At 70.2% G+C, this 25,493-nt stretch carries 27 protein-coding genes; 15 read left to right on the top strand and 12 right to left on the bottom strand.

The annotated features are described in order from the left end of the window. Positions 1-64 precede the first annotated feature (64 nt). From AC1P0E_RS25550 to miaA, 5 genes are all read right to left on the bottom strand, one after another. On the bottom strand, positions 65-1,540 hold the full coding sequence (locus AC1P0E_RS25550) for a M1 family metallopeptidase (RefSeq protein ID WP_482744451.1): 1,476 nt from the start codon (positions 1,538-1,540) through the stop codon (positions 65-67). 76 nt (positions 1,541-1,616) lie between these two features. Continuing rightward, positions 1,617-3,743: a RelA/SpoT family protein gene (locus AC1P0E_RS25545; RefSeq protein WP_482744450.1), complete on the bottom strand. Its 2,127-nt coding sequence runs from the start codon at positions 3,741-3,743 to the stop codon at positions 1,617-1,619. Positions 3,744-3,929: 186 nt separating this feature from the next. Next, complete coding sequence (gene dapF / locus AC1P0E_RS25540; RefSeq protein WP_482744449.1) at positions 3,930-4,826, bottom strand: diaminopimelate epimerase; 897 nt, start codon at positions 4,824-4,826, stop codon at positions 3,930-3,932. Between the two features lie 34 nt (positions 4,827-4,860). Beyond that, the gene (locus AC1P0E_RS25535; RefSeq protein ID WP_482745895.1) at positions 4,861-5,298 is read right to left on the bottom strand and encodes a hypothetical protein; all 438 of its coding nucleotides are present in this window, start codon (positions 5,296-5,298) and stop codon (positions 4,861-4,863) included. A 106-nt stretch (positions 5,299-5,404) separates the two neighbouring features. After that, the gene (miaA, locus tag AC1P0E_RS25530; RefSeq protein WP_482744448.1) at positions 5,405-6,343 is read right to left on the bottom strand and encodes a tRNA (adenosine(37)-N6)-dimethylallyltransferase MiaA; all 939 of its coding nucleotides are present in this window, start codon (positions 6,341-6,343) and stop codon (positions 5,405-5,407) included. Between the two features lie 183 nt (positions 6,344-6,526). Between miaA and AC1P0E_RS25525 the strand changes: the two genes are divergently transcribed. Together AC1P0E_RS25525 and AC1P0E_RS25520 are read left to right on the top strand one after the other, a co-directional pair. Further along, positions 6,527-6,772: a hypothetical protein gene (locus AC1P0E_RS25525; protein WP_482744447.1), complete on the top strand. Its 246-nt coding sequence runs from the start codon at positions 6,527-6,529 to the stop codon at positions 6,770-6,772. A gap of 24 nt (positions 6,773-6,796) precedes the next feature. Continuing rightward, positions 6,797-7,135: an antitoxin gene (locus tag AC1P0E_RS25520; protein WP_482744446.1), complete on the top strand. Its 339-nt coding sequence runs from the start codon at positions 6,797-6,799 to the stop codon at positions 7,133-7,135. 81 nt (positions 7,136-7,216) lie between these two features. Here AC1P0E_RS25520 and AC1P0E_RS25515 read toward each other — a convergent pair whose 3' ends face one another. Genes AC1P0E_RS25515 through miaB form a run of 3 tightly spaced genes read right to left on the bottom strand, consistent with a single transcriptional unit; the run spans position 7,217 to position 9,823 of the window. Beyond that, the gene (locus AC1P0E_RS25515) at positions 7,217-7,951 is read right to left on the bottom strand and encodes a class III extradiol dioxygenase subunit B-like domain-containing protein (RefSeq protein WP_482744445.1); all 735 of its coding nucleotides are present in this window, start codon (positions 7,949-7,951) and stop codon (positions 7,217-7,219) included. Between the two features lie 10 nt (positions 7,952-7,961). Then, positions 7,962-8,300 carry a hypothetical protein gene (locus tag AC1P0E_RS25510; protein WP_482744444.1) on the bottom strand — a complete coding sequence of 113 codons (339 nt, stop codon included), beginning with the start codon at positions 8,298-8,300 and terminating at the stop codon, positions 7,962-7,964. 38 nt (positions 8,301-8,338) lie between these two features. Further along, positions 8,339-9,823, bottom strand: a complete 1,485-nt coding sequence (miaB, locus tag AC1P0E_RS25505; protein ID WP_482744443.1) for a tRNA (N6-isopentenyl adenosine(37)-C2)-methylthiotransferase MiaB — start codon at positions 9,821-9,823, stop codon at positions 8,339-8,341. A gap of 70 nt (positions 9,824-9,893) precedes the next feature. Here miaB and AC1P0E_RS25500 point away from each other — a divergent pair, with 70 nt between their 5' ends. Beyond that, on the top strand, positions 9,894-10,889 hold the full coding sequence (locus tag AC1P0E_RS25500; RefSeq protein ID WP_482744442.1) for a TAXI family TRAP transporter solute-binding subunit: 996 nt from the start codon (positions 9,894-9,896) through the stop codon (positions 10,887-10,889). Here AC1P0E_RS25500 and AC1P0E_RS25495 read toward each other — a convergent pair. Together AC1P0E_RS25495 and AC1P0E_RS25490 are read right to left on the bottom strand one after the other, a co-directional pair. Then, positions 10,879-12,276: a sensor histidine kinase gene (locus AC1P0E_RS25495; RefSeq protein WP_482744441.1), complete on the bottom strand. Its 1,398-nt coding sequence runs from the start codon at positions 12,274-12,276 to the stop codon at positions 10,879-10,881. The genes AC1P0E_RS25500 and AC1P0E_RS25495 overlap by 11 nt on opposite strands. A gap of 6 nt (positions 12,277-12,282) precedes the next feature. Next, positions 12,283-12,990: a response regulator transcription factor gene (locus tag AC1P0E_RS25490; protein ID WP_454373287.1), complete on the bottom strand. Its 708-nt coding sequence runs from the start codon at positions 12,988-12,990 to the stop codon at positions 12,283-12,285. Between the two features lie 272 nt (positions 12,991-13,262). On the opposite strand from AC1P0E_RS25490, the gene AC1P0E_RS25485 reads away from it, so the two are divergent. The 8 genes from AC1P0E_RS25485 to AC1P0E_RS25450 all read left to right on the top strand — a co-directional run bounded on the left by AC1P0E_RS25485 (position 13,263) and on the right by AC1P0E_RS25450 (position 19,717). Then, positions 13,263-14,048, top strand: coding sequence for an amino acid ABC transporter ATP-binding protein (locus AC1P0E_RS25485; RefSeq protein WP_482744440.1), 786 nt, complete (start codon positions 13,263-13,265; stop codon positions 14,046-14,048). A gap of 37 nt (positions 14,049-14,085) precedes the next feature. Beyond that, a complete protein-coding gene (locus AC1P0E_RS25480) occupies positions 14,086-15,000 on the top strand; it encodes a glutamate ABC transporter substrate-binding protein (protein ID WP_482744439.1) in 915 nt (304 codons plus the stop codon). A gap of 111 nt (positions 15,001-15,111) precedes the next feature. After that, on the top strand, positions 15,112-15,759 hold the full coding sequence (locus tag AC1P0E_RS25475) for an amino acid ABC transporter permease (RefSeq protein ID WP_482744438.1): 648 nt from the start codon (positions 15,112-15,114) through the stop codon (positions 15,757-15,759). Beyond that, positions 15,756-16,721: an amino acid ABC transporter permease gene (locus tag AC1P0E_RS25470; RefSeq protein WP_482744437.1), complete on the top strand. Its 966-nt coding sequence runs from the start codon at positions 15,756-15,758 to the stop codon at positions 16,719-16,721. The genes AC1P0E_RS25475 and AC1P0E_RS25470 overlap by 4 nt, the downstream gene beginning before the upstream one ends. A 143-nt stretch (positions 16,722-16,864) precedes the next feature. Then, positions 16,865-18,574 (top strand): FAD-dependent monooxygenase, encoded by a 1,710-nt coding sequence (locus tag AC1P0E_RS25465; RefSeq protein ID WP_482744436.1) that lies wholly within the window; start codon positions 16,865-16,867, stop codon positions 18,572-18,574. 71 nt (positions 18,575-18,645) lie between these two features. Further along, positions 18,646-18,693, top strand: a complete 48-nt coding sequence (locus AC1P0E_RS25460) for a hypothetical protein (protein ID WP_309506048.1) — start codon at positions 18,646-18,648, stop codon at positions 18,691-18,693. A gap of 80 nt (positions 18,694-18,773) precedes the next feature. Then, positions 18,774-19,331: a cupin domain-containing protein gene (locus AC1P0E_RS25455; protein WP_482744435.1), complete on the top strand. Its 558-nt coding sequence runs from the start codon at positions 18,774-18,776 to the stop codon at positions 19,329-19,331. Further along, a complete protein-coding gene (locus tag AC1P0E_RS25450; RefSeq protein ID WP_482744434.1) occupies positions 19,328-19,717 on the top strand; it encodes a rhodanese-like domain-containing protein in 390 nt (129 codons plus the stop codon). Before AC1P0E_RS25455 ends, AC1P0E_RS25450 begins: the two co-directional genes overlap by 4 nt. Before the next feature lie 218 nt (positions 19,718-19,935). Here the strand turns inward: AC1P0E_RS25450 and recX are convergent, their stop codons facing one another. Together recX and recA are read right to left on the bottom strand one after the other, a co-directional pair. Then, positions 19,936-20,547 carry a recombination regulator RecX gene (gene recX, locus AC1P0E_RS25445; protein WP_482744433.1) on the bottom strand — a complete coding sequence of 204 codons (612 nt, stop codon included), beginning with the start codon at positions 20,545-20,547 and terminating at the stop codon, positions 19,936-19,938. Positions 20,548-20,550: 3 nt separating this feature from the next. Continuing rightward, positions 20,551-21,681: a recombinase RecA gene (gene recA, locus AC1P0E_RS25440; RefSeq protein WP_482744432.1), complete on the bottom strand. Its 1,131-nt coding sequence runs from the start codon at positions 21,679-21,681 to the stop codon at positions 20,551-20,553. A gap of 512 nt (positions 21,682-22,193) precedes the next feature. On the opposite strand from recA, the gene AC1P0E_RS25435 reads away from it, so the two are divergent. From AC1P0E_RS25435 to AC1P0E_RS25420, 4 genes are all read left to right on the top strand, one after another. Next, positions 22,194-22,712 carry a toxin-antitoxin system HicB family antitoxin gene (locus tag AC1P0E_RS25435; RefSeq protein ID WP_482744431.1) on the top strand — a complete coding sequence of 173 codons (519 nt, stop codon included), beginning with the start codon at positions 22,194-22,196 and terminating at the stop codon, positions 22,710-22,712. A gap of 83 nt (positions 22,713-22,795) precedes the next feature. After that, positions 22,796-23,641 carry a DUF4097 family beta strand repeat-containing protein gene (locus AC1P0E_RS25430; protein ID WP_482744430.1) on the top strand — a complete coding sequence of 282 codons (846 nt, stop codon included), beginning with the start codon at positions 22,796-22,798 and terminating at the stop codon, positions 23,639-23,641. A 61-nt stretch (positions 23,642-23,702) separates the two neighbouring features. After that, complete coding sequence (locus AC1P0E_RS25425) at positions 23,703-24,698, top strand: ATP-binding cassette domain-containing protein (protein WP_482744429.1); 996 nt, start codon at positions 23,703-23,705, stop codon at positions 24,696-24,698. Continuing rightward, positions 24,695-25,486, top strand: coding sequence for an ABC transporter permease (locus AC1P0E_RS25420; protein WP_482744428.1), 792 nt, complete (start codon positions 24,695-24,697; stop codon positions 25,484-25,486). Before AC1P0E_RS25425 ends, AC1P0E_RS25420 begins: the two co-directional genes overlap by 4 nt. Positions 25,487-25,493 lie beyond the last annotated feature (7 nt).

Below are 25,493 nucleotides of genomic sequence, written 5' to 3'. Positions count from 1 at the left end.
CCGTCCCGGCAGCGCCGCCGACCCGTTGATAGTGGCACGGTGCGCCCCGGGCCGTCACTCCGGTTTATGCCCGCTTCCCCTTGCTCTCAGCCCCGGCGCGCCAGTCCGGGTGACCGGGCATCGCCGGCGTCTTCTTCCCGTACAGCCACTCCTTGAAGAAGCCGGACAGGTCCCGGCCCGCGATCTCGGACGCGAGGCTGGTGAAGTCGCCGGTCGTCGCGGTGTCGTCCCGGTGGTCGCTGACCCACCGCCGCTCCAGCTGCCCGAAGGCGTCTGCCCCGATCTCCTGGCGCAGCGCGTACAGGACCAGTGCGCTGCCGTCGTAGACGACCGGCTTGAAGAGGCTGATCTTCTTTCCCGGTGCGGGGCTGCGGGGAGCGGCGGGCGGGCCGCCCTGAGCGCGCCACGCGTCCGACTGTGCGTACGCCTGGCGCATCCGCTCCTTCAGCGGACGCTTCGCGTGGTCCTCGGCGTACCGCGCCTCGTACCAGGTGGCGTGCCCTTCGTTGAGCCACAGGTCGGACCAGGAGCGCGGCGAGACGCTGTTGCCGAACCACTGGTGCGCCAGTTCGTGGACCATGATCGATTCGACGTACCAGGCCGGCAGGTCGGAGCGGGTGAACAGCGACCGCTCGAAGAGCGACAGCGTCTGCGTCTCCAGCTCGAACCCGGTCTCCGCGTCGGCGATGAGCAGCCCGTACGTCTCGAGCGGATAGCGGCCGATCTGCCGCTCCATCCACTCCAGCTGCGCCGGTGTCTTCTTCAGCCACGGTTCGAGCCGCGCGCGGTCCTTGGTGGGCACGACGTCGCGTAGGGGAAGCCCGTTCGGTCCGTTCCTGTGCACCACGCTCGACCGGCCGACGGATACCTGCGCGAGTTCGGTGGCCATGGGGTGGCTGGTCCGGTACGCCCAGGTGGCGCCGGCCGCCGCCTTTTCGGGCTTCCCCAGCGGCAGCCCGTTGGCGACTGCCGTGATGCCCTTGGGAGCGGTGACACGGAACGTGAAGAACGCCTTGTCCGCGGGGTGGTCGTTGCACGGGAACACCCGGTGCGCCGCGTCGGCCTGGTTCGCCATGGCGAGGCCGTCGCGCGTACGCACCCAGCCGCCGTCCGGGCCCTCCTTGGGGCTGGGATCGCTCGTGTGCCGGACGGTGATCCGCAGCGGCCACCCCTCGTACACCGGTGCCTCGGGCGTGACGACCAGGTCCTCGCCCGCCGTCGCGAACGCCGCGCGCTCGCCGTTCACCTCGACCGACGCGACGGTGCCGCGCGAGAAGTCGAGGTTCACGCGGTCGAGCCGCTCCGTGGCCACCGCGTCGATCTTCGTGACGGCGTCCAGGGGCTTGCTGTTGCTTCCGCGGTACGTGAAGGAGATGTCGTACGCGCGCACGTCGTATCCGGGGTTCCCCAGGTGCGGGAAGAGCGGGTCTCCGATGCCGAGCGCCACGGGTGGCGCGGGGGCGGGCACGGTCGCGGCGACGAGGGTGGCCGATGCGGCGGCCAGCAGGGCGGCACGCAGGCGACGGGAGGTGAGCAGCATGATCTACCGCTACCAGCGCCCGTCGCGGCCGCCGTGGCGGCTCGCAGACGGCCACTCGAAAGAGCGGTGCGTTCGATCAAGCGGTGGTGGCAGGGTGCTGGGCGCGGCTCACGTCGTACACGCCGGGCACCTCGCGCATCGCGCGCATGAGGGCGGGGAGCCCGGCGGCGTCGGGGAGCTGGAGCGTGTAGGTGTGCCGTACGCGCTGCTCGTTCGGCGGTTCCACGGTGGCCGAGACGACCGCCGCGCCCGCCGTGGCGATGGCCTCGGTGAGGTCGGCGAGGAGCCGGGGGCGGCCGAAGGACTCGGCGACGAGGGTGACCCGGCAGTCGCCCGTGGCCAGCCAGCGCACGCCCACGGGCTCCCGCCCCCGCGCGTGCATCCGGCCCACGGCGGGGCACTCCTCGCGGTGCACGGTGACAGCGCCGCCGCGCACGGCGAAGCCGGTGACGGCGTCCGGCGGTACGGGCGTACAGCAGCCCGCGAGCCGTACGGTCGCGTCCGGCAGGTCCACGACGGCGTTGCCCACGACCCGCCGCACCAGGGTGTCGATGCCGGGCGCCGGAGCGGCGGCCCCTCCCCCGGGCCTGGGCTCCGGGGGCCGGCCGCCCGCTCCTGCCGGGGCGGGTGCCTGATCCTGCGGATGGGCGGAGAGCCAGCGGGTGATGGCGATGCGAGCGGCGGGCGTACGGGCGTGGTCGAGCCACTCGGGCGAGGGCCCCGAGCCGATGTCGTGGGCGAGGAGCAGCTGCACCGTGTCGCCGTCGCTGAGCACCGTACTGAGCGTCGCCAGGCGTCCGTTGACCCGCGCCCCGATGCAGCGGTGCGCCGCTTCGCCGTACCGGGCGTACGCGGCGTCCACGCAGCTCGCACCGGCCGGCAGTCCCAGCGTGCCGCCGTCCGAGCGGAACACGGTGATCTCCCGGTCCTCGGCGAGGTCCGCGCGCAGCGAGGTCCAGAAGGTGTCGGGGTCGGGCGTGGACTCCTGCCATTCCAGGAGCCGGGAGAGCCAGCCCGGCCGGGTGGGGTCGGCGCGCTCCCCCTCGACGGCCGCCTCGGCGCCGTCGGTCGGTGTGTACGGGTTGCCCAGGGCGACGACGCCCGCCTCCGCCACCTTGTGCATCTGGTGCGTACGGATGAGGATTTCGGCCACTTCACCGTCCGGGCTCGCGACGGCCGTGTGCAGCGACTGGTAGAGGTTGAACTTGGGCGCCGCGATGAAGTCCTTGAACTCGGAGATCACCGGCGTGAAACAGGTGTGCAGTTCGCCCAGTACGCCGTAGCAGTCGGCGTCCTCCGCGACGAGCACCAGCAGCCGCCCGAAGTCGGTGCCGCGCAGTTCGCCGCGTTTGAGCCTGACTCGGTGCACGGAGACGAAGTGCCGGGGTCTGACGAGCACTTCGGCTGCCAGGCCGGCTTCCCGCAGCACCTTCCTGACGTCCTGTGCGATGACGTTCAGTGGGTCGCCCGCGCTCGCGTCCGCCGCGATGAGGGCGCGCGTGCGCTCGTACTCCTCGGGGTGGAGGATCGCGAAGACCAGGTCCTCCAGCTCGGTCTTGAGGGCCTGCACGCCGAGCCGTTCGGCGAGGGGGATCAGGACGTCACGGGTGACCTTGGCGATCCGGGCCTGCTTCTCGGGGCGCATCACGGTGAGGGTGCGCATGTTGTGCAGCCGGTCGGCGAGTTTGATCGACATGACCCGGACGTCGTTGCCGGTGGCGACGAGCATCTTGCGGAAGGTCTCGGGTTCGGCCGCGGCGCCGTAGTCGACCTTCTCCAGTTTCGTCACACCGTCGACGAGGAAACAGACCTCCTCGCCGAACTCCGACCGGACCTGGTCGAGCGTCACATCGGTGTCCTCGACGGTGTCGTGCAGGAGCGCCGCGGTCAACGTGGTGGTCTCGGCTCCGAGTTCGGCCAGGATCAGCGTCACGGCGAGCGGATGCGTGATGTACGGCTCGCCGCTCTTGCGCATCTGTCCGCGGTGCGACGACTCGGCCAGTACGTACGCCCTGTGCAGGATGGTGAGGTCCGCGTCGGGATGGTGGGCGCGGTGGGCGTCCGCGACGTGGCCGATCGCGTCGGGCAGCCGGTCGCGCGAGGTGGGGCCGAGCAGTGCGACCCGGCCGATCCTGCGGAAATCGAGTCTGGTGCGGCCACGCCTGCGACTGGTGGCACCTGGGTTGGCGGCCTCTGCACTCATGGGGCACCTCCGGCAGCTTCGACCGGCGGTGGACGGGTGGACCCACGTCCCGGCCGGTGCTTGATGCTACCGAGCCCACCACGCCGCGCAGTCACGCTCTCGCTCAGCGTGAACCGGATCACCCATTCGAGCGAAGCTCCGTACGATGCCCGTTTCCTGCTGGTCGTACGGGCCGTGGGGGTGGCACTAGCGGGCGTGAGCGATCCAGGCCTCGTCGATGGTGCCCTCGGCGACGATCACGGCGGGTCCGGTCTTCTCGATGGTCCCGTCCGGCCGTTCGGTGATCACCAGTCGCCCGCCGGGGAGGTCCACGGTGTACGCCACGGACTCACCGGTGACGGCGGGATCGGCGCCGTCCCTGCGGGCCGCGGCGACGGCTACGGCGCACGCGCCCGTACCGCAGGAGCGGGTCTCGCCCGAGCCGCGTTCGTGCACGCGCATCGCGACGTGGCGCGGGCCGCGGTCGACGACGAACTCGACGTTGACGCCCTGCGGGTACGCGGAGGCTGGGCTGAAGGGCGGGGCGGTGAACAGATCGCCGGCGTGGTCGAGGTCGTCGACGAAGGCGACGGCGTGCGGGTTGCCCATGTTCACATTGCGGGCGGGCCATTCCCGGGCCCCCACAGAGACCGTGACGTCGCCCTCGGGGAGGACGGCGCGGCCCATGGAGACGGTGATGTCACCGAGGTCACCGCTGCCGCCGCCGGGCTGCGCCTTGGCGATGTGCACCTGCTTGACGCCACCGCGCGTGGCCACGGCCAGGTCGCCCTCGCCGACCAGGCCCGCGCGCTGGAGGTAGCGGGCGAAGACGCGGACGCCGTTGCCGCACATCTCGGCGATCGAGCCGTCCGCGTTGCGGTAGTCCATGAACCACTCGGCCGCCTCGGCCATCGGACGCGCATCGGGGTGCTCGGCGGACCGTACGACATGCAGCAGTCCGTCGCCGCCGATGCCGGCCCTGCGGTCGCACAGTTTCGCGACGAGGGACGAGGGCAGGTCGACGGTGTTGTCCGGGTCGGGGACGATCACGAAGTCGTTCTCGGTCCCGTGGCCCTTGAGGAAGGCGATCGGCGATGTGCTCACGGCGTCAATCGTACGGGGCGGGTACGACAGCCCGTCAGCGGAGGCGGGCCACGCGCCAGACGGCCAGCGCGACGATGCCGGCGCCCACGACGACGTACAGAGCGATCATCCGCCAGTCGGGGCGCTTGCCCGACTCCTTGGACGGCAGGCCCGGCCAGGTGTGTCCCACGCGGCGGGCGGCCATCATGCCCCAGCCGGCGGCGCAGCAGCTGATCAGCAGTCCCAGCATGGCGACGACTGCTCCGCCGTCACCGAACTCGAAGGCCAGGGGGAAGGCGAACATCAGGGAGCCCATGGCCGCGAGTCCCACGATCGGCGCGAGCTGCCAGATCCGCAGGCGCCGCTGCGGGCGCAGCTCGACCTCGACCTCGGGGCCCGACGCGGACCCGGGCGTCCCGTCCTGCTCGTCGGGCCCGTCGGGGCTCAAGCGGTCCGGTTCGTCCTGCGTCGTGTCACGAGGGCCGGCTTCCATCGCCACGCGCCCTCCCAACTTGGACTCACTGGTCGATCGAAGCTTGATGATGGCACGGGCCCGGGCTCCCGAATGACGGGCGGAGCGTCCCGATGCCATCACGTGATCAGGCTGTAACCGCTCGTTCGACCAACGCCAGAGCCCGATGCGGGAGTTCCGCCCGGTCCTCGACCGCGCCGCTCAGCCAGTGGACCCTCGGGTCACGCCGGAACCACGAGTCCTGGCGGCGCGCGAAGCGCTTGGTGGCGCGCACGGTCTCGGTGCGCGCCTCGTCCTCGGCGCACTCCCCCGCCAGCGCGGCCAGCACCTGCTGATACCCCAGGGCGCGGGCCGCCGTACGCCCCTCCCGCAGGCCCCGCGCCTCCAGGGTGCGCACCTCGTCCACGAGGCCCGCTTCCCACATGCGGTCGACGCGCGCCGCGATGCGCTCGTCGAGCTCCGGCCGGGCGACGTCGACCCCGATCTGGACCGTGTCGTACACCGAGTCGTGGCCGGGCAGATTGGCAGTGAACGGCTTCCCGGTGATTTCGATCACTTCGAGCGCCCGGACGATGCGCCGGCCGTTGCTCGGCAGGATCGCGCGCCCCGCGTCGGGGTCGGCGGCCGCGAGCCGCGCGTGCAGCGCGCCGGGGCCACGCAGCTCCAGCTCCGCCTCCAGGCGGGCTCGTACCGCCGGGTCGGTGCCGGGGAATTCGAGGGCGTCGATGGCGCCCCGTACGTACAGGCCGGAGCCGCCGACGAGAACGGGTGTACGGCCTTCGGCGAGCAGCCGGTCGATCTCGGCGCGGGCGAGCCGCTGGTACTCGGCGACGCTCGCCGCCTCGGTCACGTCCCAGATGTCGAGGAGGTGGTGCGGGACGCCGCCGCGCTCCCCGGGCGTCAGCTTGGCGGTGCCGATATCCATCCCCCGGTAGAGCTGCATGGAGTCGGCGTTGACGACTTCCCCGCCGAAATGCTGGGCGAGGGCGACGCCCAGATCGGACTTTCCGGCTGCCGTGGGGCCGACAACGGCGATGACCCGCGGTGCGGGAGCTGCAGTTCTCACTCGCACAGTCTCGCAAACCCCAGGGCCCCTCCCCGAACGAGTTACGTGACGGCACGCAGCCGGGTTCGTTGCCTGTTGCGAGGTTCCGACCGCCGGTTTATGGACCGGCGCCCCCGGGCGACGCAATGAGACGCTCCGGTCGGGCGCGGGATTTCGCCCACACGAGTAAGGTATGGAGCAGATATGGGCGTTTTGGCATGGTTTAGCCGCAAGTCCAAGGATGTCGTTGAGACGTCAACCGAGGAGGCGCAGGCCGCCACTCCGACGGCCGACACTCCGGAGGAAGCCGCGGCGGAAGGGCCGGAAGGCGGCGCCGCAAAGGGCGCCGAGGCTTCCGAGGCCACCGCAGCGGAGAACGTGGACATCCCCAAGCAACAGTCCGCGGACGAAGCGGCGGACAATGAGGCCGGAGAGAGCGCCCGTAAGTAGTCCCCCGAAGAGCGAAGGTGATCCATGGGCTTCCTGGATTCGTTGAAGGCCAAGCTTGCTCCTGCGAAGGACAAGGTCTCGGACCTCGCGCAGCAGCACGAGGGCAAGATCGAGCAGGGTCTGAGCAAGGCCGCCAAGGCGGTCGACAGCAAGACCAAGGGCAAGTACAGCAGTCAGATCGACTCGGGCACGGGCAAGGCGAAGCAGGCCCTGGACCGCATCGCGCACAAGGGCGACGGGACAGGTGGAACCGGGGGCCCCGGCACTGGCACCACGCCGCCTCCCAGCGGTGGCGCCACGCCGCCGCCTCCGCCCACCGGTGGCGGCACTGTGCCGCCGTCTCCGCCGCCCCCGGCCGGCTGACAGTGGCCTGATCGGCAGCAACGGTGGACGGCTGTGGAGCGCACATCGCTCCACGGCCGTCCCCGTGTTCCGCGTTGCCCCTCAGGACCAGACGGCGACGAAGTACCCGACGCCGTAGGGGGCCTCCTCGTACAGCAGCTGTCCGCCGAGACCGGCGCCCTGCGCGGCGCCCGCGAGGACCTGCCAGGGCGCCCGTCCGGCCGCCTTGAGGTCGTACGCCAGCTGCTCGTCCAGGGCGGCCAGCGCGGCCGTGTCGGCCGCGGCCAGCGCACGCGCCGCCGCCGCGTCGAACCCCTCGGCCCGCTCGTCCAGATAGCCCGGCGCTTTGAGCGTGCGGCAGGCGCTGCCGTCGCCCAGCACGAGAAGCGCGACCCGCTCCGCGCGTGCGGCCAGTTTCCGGCCCTCCTGCGCGCACAGCGGGCCGGGCAGCCGTTCCCCGACCTGGAGGCCCTGCACGGGGGCGTCGGACCACTGCGTACGGGAAAGCAGCCAGGCGCCCACGGCGAGCGACTCGGGAAGCTCGCTGTCGGCGGCGCTTCCCGGGAGGCTCGCCCCGGGCGTTTTCGCCGTTCCCAGGAACGCTCCGAAATCCACACCGAAGCCCTTGAAGCTTCCGGTCGCTCCCTGGGGGTGCGTTTTCGTGCCGTCCTCTGCCGCGGGACCCACCACGACGAGCAGGTCGGGACGGGACGCCGCGAGCACCCCGAGAGCGTCCTTGCACGCGGTCCGTGCGGCGTCGAGTTCCGGTGCGGCACCGGAAGCGACCTCGGGGACCAGGAGCGGCGGGCAGGGGCACACGGCGGCGGCGACAAGCATGCCCGGCAGCCTAGTACCCCGGCGGAACGCGGTCCTGGGGCCGCTGCGGGGCGACGCTTTCCGGGGCTTCCGGGGCCTCACTGTCGTACAGCAGCTCCATGACGCTGAAGCGGCAGTGGTACTCCTGCGAGTAGCCCTCGATGACCGTCATGAAGCCTTCGGCGTGCCGGTAGACCAGTCGGCGCCCCGGACTGCGGGGGTGCTCCGGCTTGTAGCTCTTCGCCCAGCTCTCGAGCTGGGCGAGTGCCTGTTCCCGGGTGCCGTCGACATGGGCCAGGACACGGGGCGCCCAGACCTTCGAGTCGCCGCTTCCCCGGTTCTCCTCGACGATCAGGCCCCACCGGCCCATGTCTCTCCCCCTCGACGTGTGGACCGGCGGTGAGCCGGCTACTGGACGGAGCAGCCGCCCGTGGCCGCCGGCAGCGGCAGCGGTACGCCGATTTTCGGCAGCCCCAGAAGAACGCCCGCGCCCTGCTTCGGCTCCGCGGTGCGCTTCTCCCAGGCGTCGCCCGCGCGGGTGCGGCGTACCGCCTTGGAAGGGCCCTCGGCCAGCAGGTGGTGCGGCGCGGCGTAGGTGATCTCGACCGTCACCACGTCACCGGGACGTACGTCCTCGTCCGGCTTCGCGAAGTGGACCAGACGGTTGTCGGGGGCGCGCCCGGAGAGGCGGTGCGTGGCACCGTCCTTGCGGCCCTCGCCCTCGGCGACCATGACGTCCACGGTGCGGCCGACCTGCTTCTTGTTCTCCTCCCAGGAGATCTCCTCCTGGAGGGCGACCAGGCGCATGTAGCGCTCCTGGACGACCTCCTTGGGGATCTGGTCCTCCATCGTGGCGGCAGGCGTCCCGGGGCGCTTGGAGTACTGGAAGGTGAAGGCCTGCGCGAAGCGCGCCTCGCGGACCGTGTGCATGGTCTGCTCGAAGTCCTCCTCGGTCTCGCCGGGGAAGCCCACGATGATGTCGGTGGAGATGGCGGCGTGCGGCATGGCGGCACGCACCTTCTCGATGATGCCGAGGAAGCGCTCCTGGCGGTACGAGCGGCGCATCGCCTTGAGCACGGTGTCCGAGCCCGACTGGAGCGGCATGTGCAGCTGCGGCATGACGTTCGGCGTCTCGGCCATCGCGGCGATCACGTCGTCCGTGAAGTCGCGCGGGTGCGGCGAGGTGAAGCGGACGCGCTCCAGGCCCTCGATCTTCCCGCAGGCGCGCAGCAGCTTGGAGAACGCCTCGCGGTCACCGATGTCGGAGCCGTACGCGTTGACGTTCTGGCCGAGCAGAGTGATCTCACTGACGCCCTCGGCGACGAGGGCCTCGATCTCGGCGAGGATGTCGCCGGTCCTGCGGTCCTTCTCCTTGCCGCGCAGGGCCGGGACGATGCAGAACGTGCAGGTGTTGTTGCACCCGACGGAGATGGACACCCAGGCGGCGTACGCGCTCTCGCGACGCGTCGGCAGCGTGGAGGGGAACGCCTCCAGCGACTCGGCGATCTCGACCTGCGCCTCTTCCTGGACGCGGGCGCGCTCCAGCAGGACGGGCAGCTTGCCGATGTTGTGCGTGCCGAAGACCACGTCGACCCAGGGGGCCTTCTTGACGATGGTGTCGCGGTCCTTCTGCGCGAGGCAGCCGCCCACGGCGATCTGCATGCCCGGCCGCTTCGTCTTCATCGGGGCGAGCCTGCCGAGGTTGCCGTACAGCTTGTTGTCGGCGTTCTCCCGCACCGCGCAGGTGTTGAAGACGACGACGTCGGCGTCACCGTCGGCGCCTTCCGGCGCACGCACATATCCCGCGCCCTCCAGGAGGCCCGAAAGCCGCTCGGAGTCGTGGACGTTCATCTGGCACCCGTAAGTGCGCACCTCGTATGTCTTCTCGCTCATCTCGTACACCAGGGTACGGGGCCGGGCACCCCCTGGTCCCCGAGGGGAGTCAACTGGCAGGATCGCCCGCATGCTCCAGGCCCACCCCCGCATCAGCCGCCGCCGCGCCCTCCAGGGGTCCGTCGCCGCCCTCGTGGTGTCCGGACTGCTGCTGTGGTGGCTCCTGCCGATCGGGGAGTCGTCGCCGCGCGGGGAGATCACGTTCAGTACGGGCGTGAGGACCGGGGTCTACCAGCGGTACGGCGAACTCCTGGACAAGGAGGTCTCGCGCGATCTCCCGGACGTGAGCATGGAGCTGCAGGCCAGCGAGGGCTCCCGGCAGAACCTCGCGCGTCTGGTGAACGGGGAGGCCGATTTCACCATCGCCACCGCGGACGCCGTGGCGCAGTACCAGCAGGACGGCCTGCCGGGAGCGAATCGGCTGCGCGGCTGCGCGCGGCTGTACGACGACTATGTGCAGCTCGTCGTACCGAAGCGTTCCGAGGTGCGCTCCGCGGCCGGTCTCCAGAACAAGCGGGTCGCCGTGGGGCAGGACGGTTCGGGCGTACGGCTGGTTTCGAACCGGCTGCTCAAGGCCGCGGGGCTCGATCCCGACCGGGACATCACTCCTGTGTCCATCGGCATCGACACCATGCCCGAGCGTCTGGAGAAGGGCACGATCGACGCCTTCTTCTGGTCCGGCGGCCTGCCGACCACGGCCGTCAGGAACCTGTCGAAGCGCTTCGACATCCGGCTCGTACCGCTGGGCGATCTGGTCGACGAGCTGCACGAGGAGGCCGGCCCCGCCCGCCACTACAGGTCCGCCGTGATGCCCGACGACGCGTATCCGCAGATCCGTCCCAAGGTGGCCGTGCCGACGGTGGCGGTCGCCAATCTGCTGGTGACCACTGACGCCACGGACGCGCGGCTGACAAAGGGGCTCACCCGTACGGTCATAGCGAGCCGTGACAGCATCGGCAACGAGGTGCACGCGGCGCAGCTGGTGGACCTGCGGACCGCCATCTACACGGATCCCCTGGAGCTGCACGAGGGCGCGCAGCGCTACTACCGGTCGGTCAAGCCGTAGGCGCTGTGCGCGGGACCCGCACGGTCACGCGCAGCCCGTGGGGTTCGTTGCGGGCGTACGACAGGGCGCCTCCGCCCGCGAGCAGCAGGGCCCGCGAGATGGACAGGCCGAGGCCCGAGCCGGTGACGTTCTGGTGGCGGTTGCTGCGCCAGAAGCGGTCGCCCACGCGGTCCAGTTCGTCGTCGGTCAGGCCGGGGCCGCCGTCGGAGACCGTGATCGTGCAGGACTCACCGTTCGGCGCCACCGTGACCGTGACGTCCTCGCCGCCCGGCGTGAACTTCAGGGCGTTGTCGATCACCGCGTCCAGGGCGCTGGAGAGCGCCACGGAGTCGCCCCAGGCGGTGACGGCGTCCGGGCCTTCCCGTGTGAGGTGTACGCCCTTGTCGTCCGCGACAGGACGCCAGGCGGCCACCCGCTCGGTGACCAGCTCGCCGATGTCGACGATCTGGAGGTGTGCGGGGGCGTGCTCGGCCAGCGCCAGGCCCAGGAGGCTGTCCAGGACCTGCGCGAGGCGCTTGCCCTCCGTCCGGACGGAGGCGATCTCCTCGTTGCCCTCGGGCAGTTCGAGGGAGAGCAGCTCGATACGCAGGAGTAGGGCGGCCAAGGGGTTGCGCAGCTGGTGCGAGGCGTCGGCGACGAAGGCGCGCTGCTGCTCCAGCACTTCCTCGACGTTGTCCGCCATCTCGTTGAACGAGCGGGCGAGCCGCCTGAGTTCGGGCGGACCACCGGCCGCCGCGACCCGCGAGTTCATCAGCCCCGTCGCTATGTCGTGGGTGGCCGCGTCCAGGATGCGTACGGGCCTGAGCACCCACCCGGTCAGCCGGAACGCGGCGCCCACCGCGACCAGCATCGCCGCGGACTCACCGGCCGCGATCAGCAGCCAGCCCCGCAGGATCCGTGAACGCATCTGCCCGGTCGGCGAGTCGGTGACCACGACCGCGACCACGTCACCGTCCCGTACGACCGGTGAGGCGACGACAAGACGTCCTTCCTGCCAGGGCCACACCTGAGCGGGGTCGTGGCTGCGGCGCTTGTAGAGCGCTTCCTCGAAGGCGTCCCGTCCCTCGCCGGTCTCGGGAACGGCCCAGTTCTCGGGTGCGCTCGCCATCGGCATGTCGTCGCGGTAGAAGACGCCCGCCTTGATGCCGTACACGTCGCTGTAGCTGGCGAGCTCGGTCTCCAGTGTGCTGCGGCGCTCGTCCTGGCCGCTCTCCCATCGGCCGGTGACGAACTGCGCGAGCGCCGCGAAGCGCGCTGTGTCGTCGATCCGGTCGACGACCACCCGCTGCTGCTGCGCGGCGGCCACGCTCACCGCGAGGGGGAAGCCGAGAGCGAGCAGGATGCCCGCGAGCAGGATGAGGAGCAGCGGGAGGAGGCGGGTGCGCACGTGGGGTTACGGGCCCTGTACCGACGCGGCCGGGGCGACGAGCCGGTATCCGACGCCGCGCACGGTCTCGATGAGCGCGGGCATCCGCAGCTTGGAGCGCAGGGAGGCCACATGCACCTCCAGGGTGCGGCCGGTGCCCTCCCAGCTCGTACGCCAGACCTCGCTGATGATCTGTTCCCGGCGGAAGACCACACCGGGGCGCTGCGCGAGAAGCGCGAGCAGGTCGAATTCCTTGCGGGTGAGCTGCACTTCGCTGCCGCCGACGCTGACGCGGCGCGTGGGCAGTTCGATGCGTACGCCGCCGAGCCGCAGCGCGGTGTCGTCGCCGGGCGCCGGTGCCTCGCCCGTGCCCTTGCGCCGGCTGACGGCGTGGATACGGGCGAGCAGTTCACCGGTGTCGTACGGCTTCACGACGTAGTCGTCGGCGCCGAGGTTGAGGCCGTGGATGCGCGAGCGTACGTCGGCCCGCGCGGTCACCATGATCACCGGAGTGTTGCCGCGCTTGCGGATCTTGCCGCACACCTCGTAGCCGTCCTGGTCGGGCAGCCCGAGGTCGAGCAGTACGACGCCGAAGGGCTCCTTCTCGGCCGGCAGGAGCGCCTGGATCGCCTCTTCGCCGCTGCGGGCGTGGACGACCTGGAAGCCGTGGCGGACGAGGATGGCGGAGAGGGCCGCCGCGACGTGATCGTCGTCCTCGACGAGCAGCAGTCTCATGGTGGCCTCCCCCCTCGGGTGAAATGTTCGTGAACAGGTCTCGCGCAATAGGTCTCAAGGCATCCACGCCGATGTGTCACGGTCCAGTCAAGGCCCTTCCCGTTACGGGCATGTTCCGTTATGGAGCCGGTATCCCCGGCCGGAGTCCCGTTCACGCGGTGTGTCCGGTTGCAGCCGGATCGTTATGCTCAATTTCCGCTCAGATGTAATGACGCTGGTCGTAGCGGCTGACTAGGGTCCTCCCCAACCGAGGAGGACGGAGCAAGAAGCCGATGAGCGGAGTTTCAGTGACCAAGGCCGCCGATGACGCTGCCCCCGCAGCCGACGACCTGGTCGTGCTGAGCAACGTCAACAAGCACTTCGGCGCGCTGCATGTGCTCCAGGACATCGATCTGACCATCGCCCGTGGCGAGGTCGTGGTCGTCATCGGACCCTCCGGGTCCGGAAAGTCCACGCTGTGCCGCACCATCAACCGCCTGGAGACGATCGACTCCGGTGCGATAGCCATCGACGGCAAGCCGCTGCCCCAGGAGGGCAAGGAACTCGCACGGCTGCGTGCCGACGTCGGCATGGTCTTCCAGTCGTTCAACCTCTTCGCACACAAGACGGTGCTGGAGAACGTCACGCTGGGTCAGATCAAGGTCCGCAAGACGGACAAGAAGGCGGCGGAGGAGAAGGCGCGCACCCTGCTCGACCGGGTGGGTGTCGGCTCCCAGGCGGACAAGTACCCGGCGCAGCTCTCGGGCGGCCAGCAGCAACGTGTCGCGATCGCGCGGGCGTTGGCGATGGACCCCAAGGTCATGCTCTTCGACGAGCCCACTTCGGCGCTCGACCCCGAGATGATCAACGAGGTGCTGGAGGCCATGCAGCAGCTGGCGCGCGACGGCATGACGATGGTGGTCGTCACCCACGAGATGGGTTTCGCGCGCTCGGCCGCCAACCGGGTCGTCTTCATGTCCGACGGCAAGATCGTCGAAGAGGCCACGCCCGACCAGTTCTTCAGCAACCCGCGCAGCGACCGGGCCAAGGACTTCCTGTCGAAGATCCTTCACCACTGACGACCAACGACGACCTACGACATAAGGGATGTTCACCATGAAGCTCCGCAAGACTGCTGCCGTTGCCATCGCTGTGCTCGCGCTGACCGCGACCGCCTGTGGCGGCGAGTCCGGAACCGCCGGCGACAAGCCGAAGGACCCGGCCGGCGGCAAGGACGCCCCCAAGCTTCCGACGTACACGGTCGCCAAGGACGTCAAGATCGACTCGCCGACCCTGAAGAAGGCCCAGCAGGCCGGCAAGATCACCTTTGGCGCCAAGAACGACCAGCCGTACCTCGGCTTCGAGGACACCGACGGCAAGCGTTCCGGTTTCGACATCGAGATCGCCAAGATGGTCGCCGCCGACCTCGGCTTCTCGGCCGACCAGATCAACTTCAAGACGGTCGACTCCGGTGTCCGCGAGACGACCATCTCGAAGGGTGACATCGACCTCTACGTCGGTACGTACACGATCAACGACGAGCGCAAGAAGCAGGTCGGCTTCGCCGGTCCGTACTTCATGGCCGGCGCCGACCTCCTGGTCCGCAAGGACGAGAAGACGATCACCGGGCCCGACTCCGTCAAGGGCAAGAAGGTCTGCTCGATCGTCGGCTCGACGCCGCTGCAGGAGATCAAGAAGCCGAAGTACGGCGCGAAGACCGTCGAGCTCTCGAAGTACTCCGAGTGCGTGCAGCAGCTCGTCAACAACGAGGTCGACGCCGTCACGACCGACGACGCGATCCTCAAGGGCTACGCCGCGCAGCGTCCGACGAAGCTCAAGGTGGTCGGCAAGCCGTTCACCCAGGAGCCGTACGGCATCGGCATGAACAAGGACGACAAGGCGCTGCGCGAGGCGGTCACCAAGTCGCTGGAGACCCACATCAAGAACGGCGACTACAAGAAGGCGTACGACGCGACGCTCGGCCTGTCCGGCTCCGAGTTCACCGAGCCCCCGGCGCTCGAGCGTTACTGACAACCGCCGTCTGTCTTCGGTGGTGACTTTCCGTGCCCCGTACGCGCTTGAGGGGAGCGTACGGGGCGCGGTGTCCCCTGCCCGTCCGCTGCCGCCCACGAGGACTTCCCCGTGAATGTATTGCTCGACCACTTGCCGGAGTTCCGTGACGGTTTCATAGGAACCGTGCTGCTCACCGCCGCCAGTGCGCTGCTCGCGATGGTGCTGGGCGTCGTGATGGCCGGTTTCCGCGTCTCTCCCGTACCGCCCCTGCGGTTCTTCGGCGCCGCCTGGGTCACGCTCTTCCGCAACACTCCGCTGACGCTGCTGTTCCTCGTCGTCTGGTTCGTGGTGCCCGCCGTCTTCGGCAGCGGCATGAACCCGTGGGTCAAGGGCCTTCTGGCGCTCGGCTTCTACACTTCCGCGTTCGTCTGCGAGGCCGTCAGGTCCGGCATCAGTACAGTGCCGCTCGGCCAGGCCGAGGCCGCCCGTTCACTGGGCATGACGTTCTTCCAGACGCTTCGCATGATCGTCCTTCCGCAGGCCACCCGCACCGTGATCCCGCCGCTGAGCAGCATCTTCATCGCGCTCACCAAGAACTCGGCGATCGCGGGAGCGTTCAGCGTCACCGAACTCTTCGGTGTGCAGAAGCTGCTGAGCGACAAGGGCTTCGCCATCGCCCCGATCTTCCTGTTCGTGGCTCTCGCCTACCTGGTCATCACCTTCACCATCAGCGGTCTCTTCCGGCTGCTCGAGCGGCGCCTGGAGGTCGCACGATGAGTTCGACCGTCCTGTACGACGCCCCTGGTCCCAAGGCCCGGGTCCGTAACCGCGTCTACACCGTGGTCGGTTCCCTCGGGGTCCTCGGCCTGATCGCGTTCGCGATCTACCGCCTCGCGGACGGCGGGCACCTGGCGCCCGAGATGTGGGACATCTTCAACTACGCCGGAGTCCGGACAAGCATCCGCGACGGCATCCTCTCCACCCTCCAGGTGTTCGCCGTGGCGGCGGTGCTGTCACTGGTCCTCGGCGTCCTGCTGGCCGTGGCGCGGCTCTCCGACCACCGCCCGGTGAGCGCGCTGGCGACCGGCTTCATCGAGCTGTTCCGCGCCATCCCGCTGCTGATCACCATTTACGCGCTGTGGGTCCTGTTCCTGACGTACAAGGACAACCTTGGTTTCGTCGGCGAGAGTTCGGCTTTCTGGGCCCTGGTCATCGGCCTGACGGTCTACAACGCGTGTGTCCAGGCCGAGGTGCTCCGGGCCGGCGTCAACGCCGTGCCCAAGGGGCAGGTCGAGGCGGCGTACGCGCTGGGCCTGCGCAAGTCGCAGGTCATGACGATGCTGCTGATCCCGCAGGCCGTCCGCTCCATGCTGCCGACGATCATCAGCCAGCTCGTGGTGACCCTGAAGGACACCTCGCTCGGCTACATCATCACGTACGCGGAGCTGCTGTTCGTGGCCCGGAGACTGGCCAACAACACCATCGTCAATGATGACTATCCGTACGTCCCGGTGGTCATCGTGTTCGGAGCGATCTACGTCGCCATGTGTCTGGCGCTGTCCTCGGTCGCCTCGTGGATCGAGAAGCGCGGCCGCCGCGCCAAGACCGGCATCACGCCGGCTGCGGCCGCCGAGCCGCTGGAGGCGCCCGGTGTCCTCGACCCAGATGGCGGTCCGCTCGGACCGCACGCGGAAGGCGGGGCGAAGGGAACCGACGGGCCTGCCGACAAGAAGAACTGACGAAATGTGAGGCAGCGGCCACCGCGCCGCTGCCTCTGTCACTTGACGCAAGCACCCGCAGTGGGTTGCATACGTTCTGTGATCGTGCACCGGGTTCCACCTGCCACTTCCCGCATGTCCGTACGGACTGAAGGGGACGCGCCGTGGACCCGGTGATCGTCGTTGGGGCCGGTCCTGTCGGGCTGGCCCTCTCGCTTGCTCTCGCGGGCCACGGTGTGCCCTCCGTCGTGCTCGACGAGGGGGCGGGCAAGGACGAGCCCCGTACGGCCCGTACGGCCGTCCTGCGGGCCGACACGGCCGAACTGGCCGAGCGGCTCGGCTGCACGACTGTCCGTGACGAAGGAACGCGCTGGACCGGATGGCGGTCGATGCGGCGCAATCAGGACGTCAGAGAGATTCTTTTCGGCGACGACGGCGTCCTGCCCTCTCCCGTGCATCTGCCGCAGCACGAACTGACGCGCGGGCTGCGCGACGCCGTCGCGGCGCACGACCTCGTGCGGATCGTGGCGCACGGGCGCCTGGACACCATCGAGCAGGACGACAGCGGCGTCACCGCGCACACCCGCGAGCCCGGGGCCACCTGGTGGCGCGGCAGCTTCCTGGTCGGGTGCGACGGGGCGAGGTCGACGGTTCGCAAGCTCCTCGACATCCGCTTCCCGGGGCGTACGGCGGTCGAGAGGCATGCCGTCGCCGCGCTGCGCACGGAACTGCCCTGGGACGGCGAAGCGTTGCTGCACCGCATGCCGCCGTGGCGCACGGGCGGCCAGGAAGTGACCGCCCGTCCGCTGCGGGACGGGGTGTGGCGGCTCGACTGGCTGCTGCCGCCGCGCGGGGAACTCGTGACGCCCGAGGCGCTGGTGGCGCGCGTGCGGGACACGCTGGCGGGGTGGTGCGGTGAGACACCTCCGTACGAGCTGATCGACACCGGCGTGTACACGCTCCACCATCGGCTTGCCCGCAAGTGGCGGGTGGGGCGGGCGTTCCTCGCCGGTGACGCCGCCCATCTGCTGGGGGCGCTCGGGACGCAGGGGCTGGACGAGGGGCTGCGGGACGTCGACAACCTGGCGTGGAAGCTGGCTCAGGCGTGGCACCTGGATGCGTCGCAGACGTTGCTCGACAGCTACCAGGCCGAGCGGCGCGCGGCGGTCGCCGCGCGTCTGCGCGCCGCCGACCAGGCGCTGCCGATACTGCGGGGCAGCGGTCTGCGGACGTACCTTCCCGGCACCACGCGCGGGCACGACACTCTGCTGACGGACGGGCACCTCGGACGGGGGGCGCTGGGGGCGCCTCCCGAGTACACGCGCTCTCCGCTCGCACCCCCGCACACCGAGGCGCAGACGCTCGTCGGTACGCCTATGGGCGGGCCGGTGGCGGACGTACGGGTGACGGCGCCCGACGGCGCGACGGTGCGGCTGCGGGACCGGCTGGGGCGTGGGCGGCAACTGGTAGTGCTGGTCGCACCGGGTACGGGCGTGTGGGACCGGCGGCACTGGATGACCGCGGGGGTGATGCCCCGGCTGGCCGCCGCGGTGACGGCGCTGCCGGTGCGGGCGGAGCTGCTGGTCACGGAGGGCTACCCGGGGGCGTCGGCTCACACCGTGCTACTGGTGCGGCCCGACGGACATCTGGTCGCGGCGTTCCGCGGCGTGCGGCCGGCCGAGTTGTACGCGGCGGCGGACGCGGCGCGCGGGGGGCCGCCTGTGCCGGCGCAGGCGGGGCCCGGTCCGCAGCGTTCCGGGGAGGCCGAGGGGACCGCGAAGCTCGCGCCCTCCGACGGTGTCGCCGAGGGGGCCGCGGAGGAGGACCGGCCTGACCAGGCCGGCCTGACCGACCGGACAGCGGACATCAATTGACCGTCGCGGGCGTGCGTGGTGTACTCCGGAGCGTGACCGACACCAATGTGCGCCTGTGGCGGAGGGTCCATATGGACCTCGTCCGCTATGCGGGCTGCGTGTGTCGCCCGTCCTGCTGATTCGCCCTTCTCTCTCACGCGCTGTGCCGTGCTGTGCTTCCGGCCGCGCGTTCTCGCGAACATCTTCAGGACGGTCTCCTGTGTCTCTTTCCGTACGTTCCCCGGGCGCGCCCGAAAGCGTTCCCCGGAACGCCGCTCCCGCTCCCGCTCCCTCTCCCTCGGAACTGCTCGAATTCGTGAGGCGTGTCGCCGCCGACGCTTCCCTGGTGGCTTCCCTTCCGCTCGATCCCGAAGGCCGTACCTGGGTGCGGCTCGAAGGGCCCGGCGGAAGCGAGGCCTGGCTCATCGGGTGGCCGCCCGGCACCGGCACCGGCTGGCACGACCACGGCGGCTCGCACGGTGCCTTCGCCGCCGCGGCGGGCACCCTGCGGGAGGAGTCGCTCGCGGCGCGCATCCCCACGGAGGGCTGGAAAACCCTCGAACTGGCCGACGGGGTCGACCGGGACCGGCAGCTGGCGGCCGGCCGGGGACGGGCCTTCGGCGCCCACCATGTGCACCAGGTGCTGAACGAGTCGGCGGACGAACACGCTGTCTCGGTGCACGCCTACTACCCGCCGCTGCCGATGATGCGGCGATACAGCCGCACGGGCGCGGTACTGCGTCTGGAGCACGTCGAGCGACCTGAGGAGTGGCAGTGAGCGGCGAACGTACCGGCATCGACGAACTGCTGGATCGAGTACGCGAAGGGCTCGACCGGATCGGGCCGCAGGAGGCGTACGACGCCGCCTCGGCCGGCGCGCTGCTGGTGGACATCCGGTACGCCGCCCTGCGCGAACGGGACGGGCTGATCCCGGGAGCGCTCGTCGTCGAGCGCAACGAGCTGGAATGGCGGCTTGATCCGCAGGGCAGCCATCGGGCTCCGGAGGCCACCAGTCATGACCTGCGCGTCGTGGTGATCTGCAACGAGGGGTACGCGTCGAGTCTCGCGGCCGTGTCGCTGCGGCAGTTGGGACTGCACCGGGCGACGGACCTCGACGGCGGGTTCCAGGCCTGGCGAGCGGCGGGGCTGCCAGTCACTCCATAGGGACCACGCGGTAAGGGGGCCTCCCGGGAGGGCGGCGAGGTCAGCGATATCGGCACCGCCGGGTTCCTTGGCCATGCACACACGGGCCATGCCCACACACGCTCCCGTGCAGAAATTGCTGTGCACTGGAGCGGACCTGTGTCTTCGGCCGGGGCTGTCCGTCCCCGGACCGCAGAACCGGCGGCCGGGGCCCGGCGGCCGCCTACGGCCTGCTGAGGCTAGAACGGGTCGTAGCCCAGGCCGTCCGGGTCCTCGCCGTTCTCGCCTTCTTCTTCGAGGGCGCGTCTGACCACCCGCAGCGCCATGCCCTCCGGGTAGCCCTTGCGGGCCAGCATGCCGGCGAGGCGGCGCAGTCGGCGGTCGCGCTCCAGGCCGCGGGTGGAGCGGAGCTTGCGGGCCACGAGCTCACGGGCCCTCTCCTCCTCCTGGTCGGAGTCGAGCTGCCCCATCGCGTCGTCGATGAGCGTGGGCGCGACACCCTTGTTCCGCAGCTCCCTCGCGAGCGCCCGCCGGGCGAGGCCCCTGCCGTGGTGGCGGGACTCCACCCAGGCGTCCGCGAAGGCCGCGTCGTTGATGAGGCCGACCTCCTCGAAGCGGGACAGCACCTCGTCCGACACGTCGTCCGGGATGCCCCGCTTCTGAAGAGCGTCCGCGAGCTGTTTGCGGGTGCGGGCGGTTCCGGTGAGCAGCCGCAGACAGATCGCCCGCGCCTGCTCACCCGGATCCTGAGGCGGCAGCCCCTTCCCGGCCCTCGACGGGGCGGGGCTGCCGCTGTCCTCGGCATCCATGCCTTCGCTTGCGCTTCCCGGCCAGTCCGTCCTCCGGGTCACGGTCTAGCTCTTGGCTGCCGCGGGCTTGGCCGCCTTGGCCTTGGTCGCCGGAGCCGGTACCGACTTCGCGTCGCCGGCCGCGGCCGGGGTGCTGACTGCCGCGTCCGCGCCGGGCTCGGCTCCCGGAGCCACCGGCTTGACGCCGACGCCCAGCTTCTCCTTGATCTTCTTCTCGATCTCGTCGGCGAGATCGGGGTTGTCCTTCAGGAAGTTACGGGCGTTCTCCTTGCCCTGGCCGAGCTGGTCGCCCTCGTACGTGTACCAGGCACCCGCCTTGCGGACGAAGCCGTGCTCCACGCCCATGTCGATCAGGCCGCCCTCGCGGCTGATGCCCTGGCCGTAGAGGATGTCGAACTCGGCCTGCTTGAACGGCGGCGCGCACTTGTTCTTGACGACCTTGACGCGGGTGCGGTTGCCGACCGCGTCCGTGCCGTCCTTGAGGGTCTCGATGCGGCGGATGTCGAGCCGCACCGAGGCGTAGAACTTCAGCGCCCGGCCACCGGTCGTGGTCTCCGGCGAGCCGAACATCACACCGATCTTCTCGCGGAGCTGGTTGATGAAGATTGCCGTGGTCTGGGACTGGTGCAGCGCGCCAGTGATCTTGCGCAGCGCCTGGCTCATCAGCCGGGCCTGGAGACCGACGTGCGAGTCGCCCATCTCGCCCTCGATCTCCGCTCGCGGCACCAGGGCCGCGACGGAGTCGATGACGATGAGGTCGATGGCGCCCGAGCGGACCAGCATGTCCACGATCTCGAGGGCCTGCTCGCCGGTGTCCGGCTGGGAGAGGATCAGGTTGTCCGTGTCGACGCCGAGCGCCTTGGCGTATTCGGGGTCGAGCGCGTGCTCCGCGTCCACGAAGGCGACGGTGCCGCCGGCCTTCTGCGCGTTGGCCACGGCGTGCAGCGTGAGTGTCGTCTTACCGGAGGATTCCGGTCCGTACACCTCCACCACGCGGCCACGCGGCAGCCCGCCGACGCCGAGGGCGATGTCCAGGGCGGTCGACCCGGTGGAGATGACTTCGATGGGGTCGTTCGGCCGGTCGCCGAGGCGCATGACCGCGCCCTTGCCGAATTGCCGTTCAATCTGCGCGAGCGCGGCGTCGAGCGCCTTCTCGCGGTCGGTGCCTGCTGCCATGGGTTCCACCCGATTTGCTTGAGTCGATCGCTTCACGTCAAAGACGCTATCTCCTGCCACTGACAACGCGCCCCGGCGTCGTCCTGGCCTGTGGATAAACCGTCGCAGCTTCACGGCCAGAACCCCATCAGAATGGATGTTCGATTTTGCTGTCAAGCGCACCACGCCCGCCGCCCCGGGCCTTCCACCCCGACCCTGTGCCACTGAGTCCTGAGCGCGTGCCAGCGGACCTTGATGGACGGGGGCCAGTGTCAGCGACGGCCGAGTGGCACAGATGAGACACGATGGCGCCGGGTGGCACCGAGTGGCACCACTTGGCGCCACTTGGTGCCGCCCACTGCCGCCCGGCGTCATTCCACGCCCCCAGAAGCACGTGAGCACCCATGGCGCCACAATCACTCAGGCCGCCCCCTTCGCATTTCCGCAGATCAGGGCGGCCGTCCTTGAGTCCACCCCACACCAGGTGCCACCTGGGCTTGCACATGACGCCATCGTGGTGCCATCATGGCGTCATGGACCTCACCCCGTATGTCGACACCCTCCGCCGCGAACTCGCGGTGGCCGCCGAAGCCGGCGGCGACGAAGCCCGCGAGCTGGCCGAGAGGCTCACCGCTCCCCTGGAGTCGGCGACTCGGCTGACCATGCTCAACGTGCTCTCCGCCGCGATGGACGAGATCACCCGCGAACTCGCCCCCGGCTCGGTCGACGTACGGCTGCGCGGGCTCGACCCCGACTTCGTGGTGACGCTGCCGCCCACCGGCGGCGGCGCCCCCGCAGAGCCGGCCGCGCCCGTCGAACCGCTCACGACCCCGGCCCCGGCCGACAGCGACGAGGGCGGCACCGCCCGCGTCAACCTGCGCCTGCCGGCCCCCCTCAAGGCCCGCGCCGAGGAAGCCGCGACCCGCGAGGGCCTGTCGGTCAACGCGTGGCTGGTGCGCGCCGTGTCTGCCGCGGTCGGCGGCGGCACCCGGCCGCGTACGACGGAGAAGACCCAGACCATCGGACAGAGCTACACGGGCTGGGTGCGCTAACCGCGCCCCCACCCGCACCACTTCACCCCACACCACGTCCCACCAGCGGGGACGCCCTGAAGACCCAAGAGGACGGGACAGCCATGCCTTCTTTCGACACTCCCGAACCGATCTCGGCCACGGCGCACGTGGAGGCCGGTTCCATCCGGTTCACCGCGGGCGACCGCCTCGACACCGTCGTCGAGGTGCGGCCCCGCGACCCGAAGAAGGACCAGGACGTACGGGCTGCGGACCAGACCGAGGTGACGTACGCGAACGGCGCCCTGACCGTCAGGACGCCCAAGCAGCGCTATCTCGTGGGGCGCACCGGCACCGTCGATGTGACGGTCGAACTGCCCACGGGCTCGCGCGTCGACTTGACCGGCGCCTGGGCCCAGGTGGTCGGCGAGGGCCGGCTCGGCGAGGTCCGGGTGAAGACCTCGTCCGGTGACGTCCGCCTCGACACGACCGGGCCGCTCCAGCTGACCGCCGCCCACGGCTCGATCACCGTCGACCGGATCCAGGGCATGGCCGAGATCACTACCAGCTCCGGCAGCCTGCGCGTCGGCACCGTCGACGGTCCCGCCGTCCTGAAGAACTCGCACGGCACCACGACCGTCGCCACCGCGACCGGCGACCTGCGGGTGAGCGGTGCCAACGGCGACATCGACATCGCGCGCGCCGAGGGCTCGGTCATCGCCACCACCGCCCATGGCACTCTGCGCGTCGCCGAAGTTGCTCGCGGCACCGTCCAGTTGGAGACCTCCTACGGCGCCATCGAACTCGGCATCCTCGAGGGCACCGCCGCCTGGCTCGACGTCAGCTCCGGCCACGGGCAGGTGCGCAACACACTCACCGCCTCCGAGACCCCGGAGAAGACCGAGGACACCGTCGAGGTCCGCGCCCGGACCCGCTACGGCAACATCGACGTGCGCCGCGCCCGGGCCTGAACACCGGCTCCGTCAACTCGCCCACTCCCCAGTCGTCTCAGCCTTCGAAAGGGAGGGCTCCATGCCTTCATCTGTCATGCCCACACCCAGGCGGGGCGGCAGTCCGCAGTCGCCCGCCGCCGTCTCCGCCGTCGGTCTGCGCAAGTCGTACGGCGACAAGACCGTGCTCAACGGCATCGATCTGCGTATCCCGGCGGGGTCCGTGTTCGCGCTGCTCGGGCCCAACGGCGCCGGCAAGACCACCGCCGTCAAGATCCTCTCCACCCTCGTCACCGCCGACGCCGGCGACCTGCACGTCGGCGGTCACGACCTGGCGGCCGACCCGCAGGCGGTGCGCGCCGCGATCGGTGTCACCGGGCAGTTCTCCGCCATCGACGGTCTGATCACCGGCGAGGAGAACATGCTCCTCATGGCGGACCTGCACCACCTCTCCCGCCGCGAGGGGCGGCGGATCGCCGCCGAACTCCTTGAGCGCTTCGACCTCACCGACGCCGCGAAGAAGCCCGCCTCCACCTACTCCGGCGGCATGAAGCGCCGCCTCGACATCGCCATGACGCTCGTCGGTGACCCGCGCATCATCTTCCTCGACGAGCCGACGACCGGCCTCGACCCTCGATCCCGGCACAACATGTGGCAGATCATCCGCGAACTCGTCTCCGACGGCGTCACCGTCTTCCTCACCACCCAGTATTTGGAGGAGGCCGACCAGCTCGCCGACCGCATCGCCGTGCTCAACGACGGCAAGATCGCCGCCGAGGGCACCGCAGAAGAGCTGAAGCGGCTGATTCCCGGCGGCCATGTCCGGCTCCGCTTCTCCGACCCGTCCGCGTACCAGTCCGCCGCCCTCGCGCTGCGCGAGGTCACCAGGGACGACGACTCCCTCACACTGCAGATCCCCAGCGACGGCACCCAGCGCGAGCTCCGCTCCGTCCTCGACTGGCTGGACTCGGCCGGCATCGAGGCGGACGAGCTGACGGTGCACACCCCCGACCTCGACGACGTGTTCTTCGCCCTGACCAGCGGCACCAACCAGCCCTCCAAGGAGGCTGTCCGATGAGCTCCCTCTCCCTCGCCGTACGCGACTCGTCCACGATGCTGCGCCGCAACCTCCTGCACGCGCGGCGCTACCCGTCCCTCACCCTGAACCTCTTGCTCACGCCAATCGTCCTGCTGCTGCTCTTCGTCTACATCTTCGGCGACGTGATGAGCGCGGGCATCGGCGACGGCGGCGCGGACCGCTCCGAGTACATCGCCTACCTCGTGCCGGGCATCGTGCTGATGACCATCGGCGGCACCGTGGTCGGGACGGCGGTGTCCGTCTCCAACGACATGACCGAGGGCATCATCGCCCGCTTCCGCACGATGGCGATCCACCGCGGGTCCGTGCTCATCGGACACGTCGTCGGCAGCGTGCTGCAGTCGGTCATGAGCGTGGTCCTCGTGGGTGCCGTCGCGGTGGCCATCGGCTTCCGGTCCACGGATGCCACGGCCCTGGAGTGGCTGGCGGCGTTCGGGCTGCTCGTACTGGTCGCCATGGCGCTCACCTGGATCGCCGTCGGGATGGGCATGGTCAGCCCGAACGTCGAGGCGGCCAGCAACAACGCGCTGCCGCTGATCGTCCTGCCGCTCATCTCGAGCGCCTTCGTCCCGGTCGACGCGATGCCGGGCTGGTTCCAGCCGATCGCCGAGTACCAGCCGTTCACGCCGGCCATCGAGACCCTTCGCGGGCTGCTGCTCGGCAGCGAGATCGGCCACAACGGGTGGCTCGCGGTCGCCTGGTGCCTGGGCCTCACCGTGCTCGGCTACTTCTGGTCCAAGGCGGTTTTCAACCGCGATCCGAAGTAGCCGGGAC

Source organism: Streptomyces sp. TRD_SC_5 (assembly GCF_056836825.1).
Note: the sequence above shows the minus strand (reverse complement) of the source record. Positions and strands in the feature narration are given on the sequence as shown.

Bases quoted from the DNA above. Each gene is read 5' to 3' on its own strand.
- AC1P0E_RS25525 (WP_482744447.1), top strand. From the start codon at position 6,527: ATGGGCGTTTTGGCATGGTTTAGCCGCAAGTCCAAGGATGTCGTTGAG.
- AC1P0E_RS25420 (WP_482744428.1), top strand. From the start codon at position 24,695: ATGAGCTCCCTCTCCCTCGCCGTACGCGACTCGTCCACGATGCTGCGC.
- AC1P0E_RS25490 (WP_454373287.1), bottom strand. From the start codon at position 12,990: ATGAGACTGCTGCTCGTCGAGGACGACGATCACGTCGCGGCGGCCCTC.
- AC1P0E_RS25550 (WP_482744451.1), bottom strand. From the start codon at position 1,540: ATGCTGCTCACCTCCCGTCGCCTGCGTGCCGCCCTGCTGGCCGCCGCA.
- AC1P0E_RS25520 (WP_482744446.1), top strand. From the start codon at position 6,797: ATGGGCTTCCTGGATTCGTTGAAGGCCAAGCTTGCTCCTGCGAAGGAC.
- AC1P0E_RS25500 (WP_482744442.1), top strand. From the start codon at position 9,894: ATGCTCCAGGCCCACCCCCGCATCAGCCGCCGCCGCGCCCTCCAGGGG.
- AC1P0E_RS25435 (WP_482744431.1), top strand. From the start codon at position 22,194: ATGGACCTCACCCCGTATGTCGACACCCTCCGCCGCGAACTCGCGGTG.
- AC1P0E_RS25485 (WP_482744440.1), top strand. From the start codon at position 13,263: ATGAGCGGAGTTTCAGTGACCAAGGCCGCCGATGACGCTGCCCCCGCA.
- AC1P0E_RS25480 (WP_482744439.1), top strand. From the start codon at position 14,086: ATGAAGCTCCGCAAGACTGCTGCCGTTGCCATCGCTGTGCTCGCGCTG.
- AC1P0E_RS25430 (WP_482744430.1), top strand. From the start codon at position 22,796: ATGCCTTCTTTCGACACTCCCGAACCGATCTCGGCCACGGCGCACGTG.
- miaB (WP_482744443.1), bottom strand. From the start codon at position 9,823: ATGAGCGAGAAGACATACGAGGTGCGCACTTACGGGTGCCAGATGAAC.
- AC1P0E_RS25510 (WP_482744444.1), bottom strand. From the start codon at position 8,300: ATGGGCCGGTGGGGCCTGATCGTCGAGGAGAACCGGGGAAGCGGCGAC.
- AC1P0E_RS25425 (WP_482744429.1), top strand. From the start codon at position 23,703: ATGCCTTCATCTGTCATGCCCACACCCAGGCGGGGCGGCAGTCCGCAG.
- AC1P0E_RS25515 (WP_482744445.1), bottom strand. From the start codon at position 7,951: ATGCTTGTCGCCGCCGCCGTGTGCCCCTGCCCGCCGCTCCTGGTCCCC.
- AC1P0E_RS25535 (WP_482745895.1), bottom strand. From the start codon at position 5,298: ATGGAAGCCGGCCCTCGTGACACGACGCAGGACGAACCGGACCGCTTG.
- AC1P0E_RS25545 (WP_482744450.1), bottom strand. From the start codon at position 3,743: ATGAGTGCAGAGGCCGCCAACCCAGGTGCCACCAGTCGCAGGCGTGGC.
- AC1P0E_RS25470 (WP_482744437.1), top strand. From the start codon at position 15,756: ATGAGTTCGACCGTCCTGTACGACGCCCCTGGTCCCAAGGCCCGGGTC.
- recA (WP_482744432.1), bottom strand. From the start codon at position 21,681: ATGGCAGCAGGCACCGACCGCGAGAAGGCGCTCGACGCCGCGCTCGCG.